We start from the raw sequence: 10,948 nt of genomic DNA, 5'->3' as shown, positions 1-10,948 counted from the left end.
ACAAGTTCAAGGTCATCAACGATTCACTGGGGCACAGCATCGGCGACAAGGTGCTGCGGATCGTCGGGCATCGGCTGCAGCACTGCGTGCGCGGCCGTCCTGGAACCCGCCGGTTCGTGTCATCGGTCGTCATTGCTCCTTTGCTCATGTCGTACGGAGGGCGCCGCCGCACGCGGGGACGGCGGAGGAGGAGAAGGGGAGGAAGGAGGAGACATTGCCCCGCGGCGAGGAGCCAGAACCATCCGGTGTCACCGAGGCCTTGCCCCAGGCCGTAGAGCTGTCCGCCGAGAACACCGCTCGCGCACGCACCGAGGCCGGCGGCCAGTCGTTGCTGGCCGAAGACCACGGCGTCGGAGCGAGGGCTGCGGCGCAGGGCCTCCAGGTCGTTCTTGAGGAACAGCACGATGTCGCCGAGCGTGATGAGAGCGCCGCCTGCCAGCAGCGCCCAGGTGGTGCCGATGGCGAGCGTCGCCAGCCCGGCGGCGAGCCCGGCGAAGCCGACCGCCAGAGCGAGGGTGTAGGGCATGCGTCGGATCAGGCCGGAGGCCGGCGGCTGCACCACGATGACGAGGACGAAGCAGAGCAGCAGGACCAGACTGTAGAACTGGCTGGAGGTGCGTTCCACCGCGTACACGGCCAGGTAGTGCTGGAAGTGGAAGTAGAGGTAGAAGGCAAGGGCGTTGGCGGCGAAGGGCAGGCCTGCGATCCCCGTGAGAAGTCCGCCTGTTCCGGGGACGGTGGGGCCGGTCTCCCCGGCCGCCTCGGTGGGCAGACGAGCATGGCCGACCGTGACCATGACGAACAGCCCGGTGACGGAGAGGAAGAGCCAGCCGGGGGAGGAGAGGACGAAAGGACCGGCGATCAGCGGGCCGACGGCCATGCCGGCGTTGAGCGCGGCGTTGCCCGCCGACAGGAACGCCGGGCGGCGTTCCTCGTCTACCCCGTTCACCAGGTAGGCCTTGTTCGCCGGAAGGTAGAGCGCCGCACCGCAGCAGGTCAGAACGAGGGCGCCCACCGCGAGGGGCGGCCACCGCAGGGCGAGGAGCAGACCGATGAAGCCGGCTGTGCGGATCACCAGTGCCCAGACCATCGTGCGGCGCAGCCCGACCCGTTCGGCCATCGCTCCGCCGACCACCCCTCCCGAGAACTGCACCAGGGAGGCGACCGCGAGGATCACCCCGACCGTCCCCAGTCCCATGTCCAGTCGCTCGTGCAGGAAGACGGACATGAACGGAAGCACCATGAAACTTCCGAGCGGGATGAGGAAGGAGCTGAAGAGGAGGAAGCGCAGTGGTCCGCTCAGCGTGGCGAGTGTCTGTCGCAAGCCGGGTGGCCGGCGCGTCTGTTCGTCAGGCACCCGACACCTCGGGAGCGCCCCGGACGGCGCCGGGCGCTGCCTCGGTGACGACCCGGACGCCGTTCGCCGCCGCGACCGCGTGGTGCGTGGCGAGTTCGGCGGTCTCTCCCTCGGCGTAGACGATGCCCGCGTACCCCCTGCTGTCGTCCAGGTGCTCGATGGGGGTGCCCATCCGCTTCGTCGGGTACCAGGCGGGACGGCCGGGCAGCGTCGGCAGCCTGTCCAGGCCCGCCACCCCGGTGAGGATTCCCGGAGCGGCCGGATAGCCGAGAACGAAGGCCACGGCCGGCCCGCCTGGGAGTTCGGCGTCGATGAGGCCGGGACGCCGGCCCAGAGCCGTCTCCAGCACCGCTTCGTAGACGTTGGTACCGAGGGCCGTGCACATGCCCTCACCGACGAGCGCTCCGCCGATCCTCGGGTTGATCTCGATCACCTCCGGACCGTCCGAGGTCAACGCGAACTCGGTGTGCGAGAACCGGTCGGTGTATCCCACGGTCTGGAGCACCCGCCCGATCCACCTCTCCAGTTCCTCCTGGCGCCACGAGGGGAAGCGCACCGGAAACGCGGTGATCTCCTCGCGGAAGTACGGTTCCGCGGACATGAGCCGGCTGGAGACGCCGAGCAACCGCGTGTGTCCGTCCCACGTCAGTGTCTCGGCGCTGTAGACCGGCCCCGTGAAGAACGGTTCGGCGAAGAGCTGCCCCATGAGACTGCGCCCGGACGCCTCGTCGAGGGCCGTCGTCAACTCGACCTCGTCCCGTACGAGCCAGACATTCTGGCTGCCCGTCCCGGCCGTGTCCTTGAGGACGGCCGGCAGGCCGACCTCCTTGAGGACGAGCTGCGTGGCGTCCGGTGCTCCCAGGAAGCCCTCCAGGGCCCGGCCTCGGGACAGCCCGGCCTCCTGGAGGCGGTTGCGGACGGAGGGCTTGTCCCGGGTGAGGCGAAGGACCGAGGGGTCGAGTCCGGGCAGGCGAAAACGGGTGGCGAGTTCCGCGCCGACCAGCATCCAGGTGTCCGTGGAGCTGACCAGACCTCTCAGATCCGGAACGGCGCTCATCACCTCGGCCACCTGGTCCGCGTCGAAGGTGTCGGCCTCGACCAGGTCGAGCGCCCCAGGGGGGAGCCGGTCGAGTTCGTAGGCATAGAAGGAGGGGTCCCGCGTGACCAGGACCAGGCGCTCGCCCAACAGATCGGCCGCGCGGACGAGGTGTCCGAGCCCGAAGGTGAGCAGTTCCAGGCAGACGATGCTCATGCCGCCTCCGTCCGGTGTGTGGCGTGCGCCGGCGTACGGTTCCAGGCCATGACCGACCAGGGCATGGTCATGGCAGCGGGCGTCGCGATCTCGTCCGGCTTGAGGGAGGCGACGTCGAGCGCCTCGGCGTGCCGGGCGTAGACGCGTTCCACGTACCGGTGGCCGGTGTCGGCACCGATGACCACGTGGACGCGGTCGGGCCGGCGGCGGGCCTCGTGCGTGGCGGCAAGGTAGCCGGCCCCGGTGGACAGCCCGGCGAAGACCGCGTGCTCCTTCAGCAGCGCGACGGCGCCGGACATGGCGTGGGTGAAGTCCATCCAGTGCACGGTGTCGTAGAGGTGATGCCGGACGTTGTCGAACGGGATGGCGGAGCCGATGCCCGCGATGATGGCCTCCGGATCGTGGTGGTCCTGGCTGCCGAAGGTGACGCTGCCGAAGGGCTGGACTCCCACCACCCGGACCTGGGAGTCCTGTGTGCGGAGCCGCTCCGCCAGCCCGCCGGTCGACGCGCCCGAGCCGACGCCGCCGACGAGGGTGAGCGGGCGTCCCGGAAGTTCTTCCGCTATGCGGTCGGCGACCTCCTGATATCCGAGGTAGTGGATGGCGTCGTGGTACTGGCGCATCCAATGGTGGTCGGGGTGGCGGTCCAGGATCTCCTTCACCCGTCGTACGCGCAGTTCCTGGTCGAGCTTGAGATCGCTGGACGGGCGCACCTGCTCCACCTCCGCACCGAGTACCTCCAGTTGAGCCAGGGTCGTCGCGTCGACCGTGGTGGAGGCCACGATGCGACACCGCATCCCGTAACGGTGGCAGGCGAGGGCCAGCGCGTAGGCGTAGATGCCGCTGGAGCTGTCCATCAGGGTCTGTCCGGGCCGGACCACACCCTCGTCCAGCAGATGACGCACGGCTCCCAGGGCGGAGTAGATCTTCATCGACTCGAATCGGAGCAGTACGAGTCCGTGGTCGAGGCGCACCAGGTCCGGCGCCTTCAGAGCGTCGGCGACATGGGGGTGGATCACCTGAATCCTCCTTGGGCGAAAGAGCACTGATGGCCCAGCGACGCGAAGAACGTCGTCAGGTCCGAGCGGGTGCGGCCGGAGAAGGGGCGGCAGAAGAGGTATCCGACCAGGCAGCCGGTGTGGGCGACGAAGACGCCGTCGGCTCCGAAACGCCCCTGGTGAGCGAGGACCGTTTCGAAGGTCTCCTTGGGCAGTACCTCTTGGGAGAGCGCCGCGCTCTGCGTCGAGGCGTGGGCGACGGCCACGGGGTCGCGGGCGGAGAAGCCGTCGAGCAGACCGGCGAGAGCCCGCCCGTACGCGTCCGGCCTTCGGCGGTAGAACTGCTGCAGCGTCCCGGTGACCGCTTCGGTGTCCACCATGCCCGGCTCGGTGATGTACGCGGTGTGGAAACGCAGCGCGGAGCCCAGGCGCCGCACGACCCGGTGCCGGTTGCTCAGGTGGAGGGCGAACTCGTCGAGGAAGACGCTGTCGGCACGCTCGATCGACGAGAGGACGCGTAGCACCGTGTCCAGGTCGTAGGGGATGCCGAGGTAGGTGTGGAGGCAGCGCAGCGTGGCCACGATGTCGGCGGTCGAACTCGCCATCCCCACACCGACAGGGAGATCAGAGTGGTGGCTCCAGGCTCCCGAGGGCAGCGCCAGGCCGTGGTGGTTCAGGAACAGGCGAGCCGCTTCGGCCGCCTCCGGGCGGAGCCCGGTCTTCTCCTGCCGGGCGGCGCCCGGCGTGAAGCCCACTCGGGCGGTCAGACCGCGTACCGGAAAAGAGACCAGGGCGATGTCGGAGTCACCCCCGGAAGGCAGGGGGCCTTGGTACAGCTCGCCCAAGGTCCCGTGGCACGCTCCCCAGACCGTCGGCGAGCGCGGGGCGTGGTTCTCAAGGACCTCCGGTAAGGAATTCAGCACCGTCGGCCTCCCTCCGGCCGACGGGACACGGCGGGGTCTTCGCTCAAGGAGAAGTGGCGGAAAAGGGACACGGACTTGCTCTCCTTCCGGCGCCGTGCACCAGACACGGGCGAGGAGGAGGACAGGCCGCGGCACGCTCGCCGCGAAGGCGCCGTGACCGTCGACCCGGTCCTCGAGGTCGCAGTGGTCGGTCCCGCCAGACAACTTCGGGCGGGTGCGGCCGGCAGGTGACCGGGCTTGCGGGAAGTCCCATGGCGCCTCGGCCCTGGCTGGAGGCCAGGTGAGTGACGTCGGAGTTCGGGGGTTCTCGCACACCGTTGCGGGACAGCCCCGGATTTCCACCGGGTTCCCTCTTACGCCGCACCAGTGCGGTCACTTGGTACGGACCGATCGCAGCGTCAGCGTAGACGCGGTGCCTTCAATGCGACAGGGGGCGGTTCAGCGGTGTCCTGATGTGAGTGGTGGGGGAGGGAGGAGCGGTACGGAAGTACACGCTTGAGACAGCAGTGTTGATCTGTGGCCGGAAAACGACTGCGTCCGACTGACCTGTCCCGTCACACTGGGCCCCACGACCTCACCGAGCGCTCGGTGACCGACCCTGGAGGCTTCGCCTTGTCGCCAGAAACGGCTTCCCAGGACGAGACGGAGAGAGGCTCCGGTAAGAACCGGAGCCGTGTGGGAGGGCGCGTCACCCTTCGCGGTGATCTTCGCCTCGCCGTGCCGGACGCCGCCGCCGCGGTCGGGGTCACCGCCGCCGTCTTCGTCTTCCTGTACGTCCGGATGGAGTCCGGTACCTCCGCGACGGTCGCGGTCATGCCCTTCATGGACGACCCCCGCACGTACTGGATGTACCTGCTCAGTCAGGCGTTCGGCTGGTCCGCCCTGTTGTGGGCGTGGGGGACGGTGATGATCGGACTGCTGGTCTCCGGTACCAGGCCCGAAGCGCTGCGCGTCTCGCCGCAGACCCTGGAGCGCTGGCACCGCACGACCAGCCTCACCACGATGGCGCTGATGTTCGCGCACGCGCTGATGTTCGCCGCGGAACTGGTCCGGTACGAGGCGCAGCTCGGCTGGGCCGAACGACTGTGGGCAGCCTTCGCCGACTCCTTCGTCCCCGGCTGGTACGACTCCGGCACCGGCCAGATCGCCATCCCCATCGGGCAGGCCGCCCTCTACCTGGCGGTGCCGCTGGGGCTGCTCTTCTACGTGCGCCACCGCATCGGAGCGAGGACCTGGCGGGTTCTGCACCGCTTCGTGATCGTCGTCTACGTGCTCAGCGTCTGGCACACGCTGCTGTACGGCACCAACGTTTGGTACGGCGAGTGGCCACGCACCGTGCTCTGGCTGCTCCAGATTCCTGTCGCCGTCCTGCTGCTGGCGAGGCTGGTCGGGCCGGCGCGACGGAGTGAACGGCTGGGCAAACCGGAGTCCGCCCGCCGGCTTCCAGGGTGGACCTTGCGAGCCGCGGGCCGCGTCGTCGTCGCAGGTGTGGCCGTGGCCCTGCTCGTCGTGGCGCTCTCGGGACGGGACGGCGGACGCGAACGGCCGGTGGAGCCGCCCTCCACCAGTCCGCATCCGCACCACAGCTGATCGGTCCCGGAGATGGACGACGACCGCCGTCGTGCCGGCGGTCGTACGGTTCAGTCCCTGCTCCGGTTCCCAGGTGTGCGGCTCGCGACAACCTTGAGGACAAAGCGGCATATGACGGGTTCGCATCGGTGCGGAACGAGCCCTTCCCTGTCACCATGGCCGACTGTGAGCCACACCGAGAGCCTTGTGCGTGCCGTGCGGGCCCTCCTTTTCGCGCTGGTGTGCGTGAGCCTCGCGGGGAGCGGCCACGCGCTCTCCTCCGCGCATGCGGTCTCCCCGGAGGTGCTGGTCGCGGCGTTCTGGTCGATCGTCGTGGCCGCGTGGTTCGCCGCCGGACGGGCCCGCGGACCCCTCGCCATCTGCGCGGGGACGCTCGGCACCCAACTTCTGCTGCACGCGGCTTTCAGCTGGGCCCACACCGTTCCTGAACCGGGCTCGTCCTCCCACGCGTACCCAGGTGCGCACATGGGAGGGGCCGGGATGCCGGACGCGGCGAACCCCTCCGCCTGGGACACGCTGGCGACCGGTGACACCTCTTCCATGACGGCCGCCCACCTTCTCGCGGCCCTAGGCTGCGCCTGGTGGCTGTCCCACGAAGAGCGGGCGCTGACGCAGCTGGCCCACGCGGCGAGCGCGGAGTTCGTCCGGACCTTCCGCATACCGCTTCCGGCGCCCTTGGTGGTTGTCCGGTCGCGTAGCTTCCCGGCTCCCCGGTCCGATCCCGCAGCCGGTCACCTCGTACTCGGGCACGTGGTCACGCGGCGCGGTCCACCGGTCGCCTCCCGCCGCCCCGCAGACGCTTCCGACCGCGTTCCGGAGGCCGGCCTCGCACCGACCCCGCCGCGTCTCGTCCATCCCTGACCCAGGGGGCCGGGCGAACCGGCTCCACCCCGGCACCCGCCACCGCGCGGGCAGCCAGTGTGCTCCCACACCGGCGTGCCGCCCCCGTTATGTTTTCTGCGGCTCCGCAATGGGGCCGCTGGCCTCCGGGCCCGGCATGACTGTGTCCCCCTGTCGAAGGCATGACCTGGGGGGTGGTGTCACCGGGCCCGAGGGGTGTTCGTCGGAGACGCTGATCAGAGGTCCGGCCACCGTCCGGTCCGGCGCGATGCCGGGCGGTTCGCGGGCGGCAGGTCTGCATAACGTGGATGCGCGAGCACGACACCCGAGCCGAGGCCGGCACCGTCAACACCCCCGGGGAGGGGCGCGATGTTTGAGATCGAAGACGTGGGCGTGTTCCTGGGCCTGGACGTCGGCAAGTCCGCTCACCACGGTCATGGGCTCACCCCGGGCGGGAAGAAGGTCTTCGACAAGCCGCTGCCCAACAGCGAACCCAGGCTGCGGGCCGTCTTCGACAAGCTGACCGCGAAGTTCGGCACCGTCCTGGTGATCGTGGACCAGCCCGCCTCCATCGGCGCCCTGCCGCTGACCGTCGCCCGCGACGCCGGCTGCCAGGTCGCCTACCTGCCCGGACTCGCGATGCGCCGGATCGCCGACCTCTACCCCGGCGAGGCCAAGACCGACGCGAAGGACGCGGCCGTGATCGCGGACGCCGCGCGGACGATGCCGCACACCCTGCGCTCGCTGGAACTGACCGACGACATCACCGCCGAGCTGACCGTGCTGACCGGCTTCGACCAGGACCTCGCCGCCGAGGCCACCCGCACCTCCAACCGGATACGCGGGCTGCTCACCCAGTTCCACCCCAGCCTGGAACGCGTCCTCGGACCGCGCCTCGACCACCAGGCCGTGACCTGGCTGCTGGAGAGATACGGCTCCCCGGCCGCCCTGCGCAAGGCGGGCCGCCGCAGACTCGTGGAGCTGATCCGCCCCAAGGCCCCGCGCATGGCCACCCGACTGATCGACGAGGTCTTCGACGCCCTGGACGAGCAGACCGTCGTCGTCCCGGGCACCGGCACCCTGGACATCGTGATCCCCTCCCTGGCCGGCCAGCTCGCCGCTGTCCACACCCAGCGCCGGGCGATGGAAGCCCAGATCAACAGCCTGCTGGCGGCCCACCCTCTTTCGAAGGTCCTGACGTCGATGCCCGGCGTCGGCGTCAGGACCGCCGCCGTCCTGCTGGTCACCGTCGGCGACGGCACCAGCTTCCCCACCGCCGCCCACCTCGCCTCCTACGCCGGCCTCGCCCCCACCACGAAACAGTCCGGGACCTCGATCCACGGCGAACACGCACCCCGAGGCGGCAACCGCCAGCTCAAACGCGCCATGTTCCTCTCCGCCTTCGCCTGCATGAACGCCGACCCGGCCTCCCGCACCTACTACGACAAGCAACGAGCCCGCGGCAAAACCCACACCCAAGCCCTCCTCCGCCTCGCCCGCCAACGCATCAGCGTCCTGTTCGCCATGCTCCGCGACGGCACCTTCTACGAATCCCGCACGCCCGGGAACGTCGAACTCGCCGCATAACCCAGCAACCCCGAACCACCCCAAACCCGACAGGGATGCCTTGACGAAAGACATAGAGGCACCCCGCCGAAATCACCGACCCCCCATCGCCGACAGACCGGCCGAGCAAGGCCGACACCCGGCAGACTGATCCCTCAGGGTGAACGTGCGCATGCGCTCCGCATGGCCGGGGAGGTTTCCCCGCAAGGTCACGCGGGCCCTTCGCCTGCCCGTTCACGGAGTGAGCCACGGTGCGAACCAGCCTCACCGAACAAGAGATCAGCGACTACCGGGAAGCGTTCTCCCTCTGCGACAAGGACAACGACGGGAAGATCACCGCCGACGAACTCGGCGCTGTCCTGACATCTCTGGGCCACACCCCGACCACGGCCACGCTCCAGGAGATGCTCCGCGAAGCCGACACGGACGAGGACAGGGAGCTGGACTGGCCAGACTTCCTGACGATCGTGGGCCGGGACCTCGACATGAGGAGCAACGACGACGATCTCCTCGAAGCGTTCCGCACCTTCGACAAGGACGGAAGCGGATGCATCAGCACCTCCGAATGGCGCACCGTGATGCAGTCGCACGGCGAAAAGCAGACCGACGAGGAAATCAGCGAGCTGCTCCGCGAAGGAGACGTCGACGGCGACGGACAGATCAACTACGAAGAGTTCATCAAAACCATGCGCACACCATGACAGCGGGCGCCCCTGTGCCCCCCGCCCCGCACAGACGGGGCGGGGGGCACAGGTGTTAGTGGCCAGTTGATTTCCACTGGCTGCTGTCACACAGGCCCTGTGACGTGACGGTCCGCGGGCGTCGTCGGGGGGGACAGGGCTGGCGCCGCCGGCCGGGTGCCACGCGTGACGGGGCCGCGTCAGCGGACGCTCTCGACAGCGAAGCTGAAGCTCAGGGGGGTACGGCGTCGGGGCGGCCGGCGACAAGGAACCCGCGCGGACGAGAGCGCCGGTCTCGGCCTACGGGACGGTCACCAAGTAGCGCATGGCCTGCGGACCGGCAGCCTTCCTCACTCGCGGAACCCCGTCCACGACGCGCAGCAACAGGCACTCGCTGGGCCTGAGCCCCGCATCGCGCCGGTCGGCCTTCCTCACATGCGCGAACCACAGGCCGGTGCCGGTCGGGCCGCAGTCATTCTCACGGACGAACTCCTCCAAGGCGCCCCAGTCGACCATGGAGAACGCCTTCTCGGGCTCATGGAGGTAGCCGTCCGCGTCCCAGCTCAACCGGGGCTGGGAAAGCTCGATGAGGGTGTCCCCGTTCTCCTGGGCGTCCTTCAGGGCGTCCGCGTAACCCGCGGCGTTGATGCTGACCACCACTCCTTGTACGGCATACGCTCCCTCTCCTTGATCCTTCTGGTCCTCACGACCTGCCCACATCCCACCGGGGGCACACACCCGGGGCACCTGGCGTAGACGGCCCGGCCCCGCCCGCCCCCCCCGGCCTCATGTTCCACGGCATGAGTTCCGTCCGGGAGCGTCACGCGCCCATCGGACACGGACTACGGGGCTGCTTGATCGGCCTTGGCCAGGGCGGCGTCGATCTCCTTGATCATGTGGGCCTTCAGGTCGCCCTTCACATGCTCCTCGACCGCCGTACGGACGTCCTCGGCACGGATGGCGTCCTTGGAGTTCTTCCGGGCGGCCTCACCGGCGGCCTGGGCCAGGTCCGCCGTGAACTCGGCGGCGATGGTCTGCAGTGCGTCCTGAGCGCCGGTATCCAGACGGCATTCCCGGTCACGGGCGCAGAGCTTGACGGTGCGGCTGAACTTGTGGGATGTGACGTCGGTGCTCCGCTTGACCTTGGCGCCCTCTGGCTTGGGAGCCGTTGCCTTGGAGCTCGTTGCCCGGTCCACCCCTGCGAGCGGACGCCCGCCGTCTCGATCAGCCACGCCACCAGCCGCTGCAGGGAAGCGGACTGTGCTGTTGGCGCGCCCCTCACGGAACATCCAGTTCAGGCCCAGGCTCCGCAAGTCGGAGTCCGTTGAGAACGCCGCTGAGATGTGCTTGGGCATGACCCTCGTCCTTCCTGCGGCAGCCGACTTGGCACCCTCGAGGACCTCACCCAGGAGATGGGTCAGAGCACACTGAACCGCGACAACGGCCTTCTTGGACACCCGCAGCTTCGACTGCTGCCTCATCGTGAGGAGCACGCCCACGGCCTTCGCCGGTGAGCCCACCGCCGCTTGCTTCGACGCCTTCTTCGCGGTCACTGTCACAACAGCTCCTTGCCTTGCCGGCCTCTGCCGGACGCAGATGACCTTGGTGTCATGAACCTTCTCCACCAACCCTGCACCTAAGCCCCCTTTAGAGGACGTTAAGTCCGTTTCTGGTAGCGGCCGCGTCCGGGTTGTTCGAGGAGCCCCTGGCGGACGAGTCGTCCCAGGCGGGAGCGGGTGACG

General features: G+C 69.2%; 10 protein-coding genes, 1 pseudogene and 1 riboswitch. Of the genes and pseudogenes, 5 read left to right on the top strand and 6 right to left on the bottom strand.

Features of this window, described 5'->3' with window-relative positions; all coding sequences use genetic code 11:
• Nucleotides 1–14 precede the first annotated feature (14 nt).
• Complete coding sequence (locus ABZ863_RS34145; RefSeq protein ID WP_358543785.1) at nucleotides 15–275, top strand: diguanylate cyclase; 261 nt, start codon at nucleotides 15–17, stop codon at nucleotides 273–275.
• Nucleotides 276–472: 197 nt separating this feature from the next.
• Here ABZ863_RS34145 and ABZ863_RS34140 read toward each other — a convergent pair.
• The 4 genes and pseudogenes from ABZ863_RS34140 to ABZ863_RS34125 form a co-directional block, all read right to left on the bottom strand.
• Nucleotides 473–1,228 (bottom strand): annotated as a pseudogene (locus ABZ863_RS34140) (MFS transporter); the annotation flags it as partial.
• Between the two features lie 121 nt (nucleotides 1,229–1,349).
• Nucleotides 1,350–2,609, bottom strand: coding sequence for an ATP-grasp domain-containing protein (locus ABZ863_RS34135; protein ID WP_128463496.1), 1,260 nt, complete (start codon nucleotides 2,607–2,609; stop codon nucleotides 1,350–1,352).
• Nucleotides 2,606–3,625 carry a cysteine synthase family protein gene (locus ABZ863_RS34130; RefSeq protein ID WP_358543783.1) on the bottom strand — a complete coding sequence of 340 codons (1,020 nt, stop codon included), beginning with the start codon at nucleotides 3,623–3,625 and terminating at the stop codon, nucleotides 2,606–2,608. Before ABZ863_RS34130 ends, ABZ863_RS34135 begins: the two co-directional genes overlap by 4 nt.
• Nucleotides 3,625–4,530: a hypothetical protein gene (locus tag ABZ863_RS34125; RefSeq protein ID WP_358543780.1), complete on the bottom strand. Its 906-nt coding sequence runs from the start codon at nucleotides 4,528–4,530 to the stop codon at nucleotides 3,625–3,627. The genes ABZ863_RS34130 and ABZ863_RS34125 overlap by 1 nt, the downstream gene beginning before the upstream one ends.
• A gap of 204 nt (nucleotides 4,531–4,734) precedes the next feature.
• Nucleotides 4,735–4,913: riboswitch (cobalamin riboswitch) on the bottom strand.
• 292 nt (nucleotides 4,914–5,205) lie between these two features.
• Between ABZ863_RS34125 and ABZ863_RS34120 the strand changes: the two genes are divergently transcribed.
• The 4 genes from ABZ863_RS34120 to ABZ863_RS34105 all read left to right on the top strand — a co-directional run bounded on the left by ABZ863_RS34120 (nucleotide 5,206) and on the right by ABZ863_RS34105 (nucleotide 9,227).
• Complete coding sequence (locus ABZ863_RS34120; RefSeq protein ID WP_358543778.1) at nucleotides 5,206–6,120, top strand: ferric reductase-like transmembrane domain-containing protein; 915 nt, start codon at nucleotides 5,206–5,208, stop codon at nucleotides 6,118–6,120.
• Nucleotides 6,121–6,285: 165 nt separating this feature from the next.
• A complete protein-coding gene (locus tag ABZ863_RS34115; RefSeq protein ID WP_358543776.1) occupies nucleotides 6,286–6,981 on the top strand; it encodes a hypothetical protein in 696 nt (231 codons plus the stop codon).
• Nucleotides 6,982–7,329: 348 nt separating this feature from the next.
• Nucleotides 7,330–8,547: an IS110 family transposase gene (locus ABZ863_RS34110; RefSeq protein WP_358543774.1), complete on the top strand. Its 1,218-nt coding sequence runs from the start codon at nucleotides 7,330–7,332 to the stop codon at nucleotides 8,545–8,547.
• Nucleotides 8,548–8,777: 230 nt separating this feature from the next.
• Nucleotides 8,778–9,227 (top strand): EF-hand domain-containing protein, encoded by a 450-nt coding sequence (locus tag ABZ863_RS34105; protein ID WP_062191859.1) that lies wholly within the window; start codon nucleotides 8,778–8,780, stop codon nucleotides 9,225–9,227.
• 279 nt (nucleotides 9,228–9,506) lie between these two features.
• Here the strand turns inward: ABZ863_RS34105 and ABZ863_RS34100 are convergent, their stop codons facing one another.
• Nucleotides 9,507–9,863, bottom strand: coding sequence for a hypothetical protein (locus tag ABZ863_RS34100; RefSeq protein WP_358282082.1), 357 nt, complete (start codon nucleotides 9,861–9,863; stop codon nucleotides 9,507–9,509).
• 185 nt (nucleotides 9,864–10,048) lie between these two features.
• Nucleotides 10,049–10,765: a hypothetical protein gene (locus tag ABZ863_RS34095; protein WP_358543771.1), complete on the bottom strand. Its 717-nt coding sequence runs from the start codon at nucleotides 10,763–10,765 to the stop codon at nucleotides 10,049–10,051.
• Nucleotides 10,766–10,948: the final 183 nt, after the last annotated feature.

It is taken from the genome of Saccharomonospora sp. NPDC046836 (assembly GCF_040645195.1).
Classification (GTDB): domain Bacteria; phylum Actinomycetota; class Actinomycetes; order Mycobacteriales; family Pseudonocardiaceae; genus Prauserella_A.
This window is presented reverse-complemented; position numbering and strand designations above follow the sequence as displayed.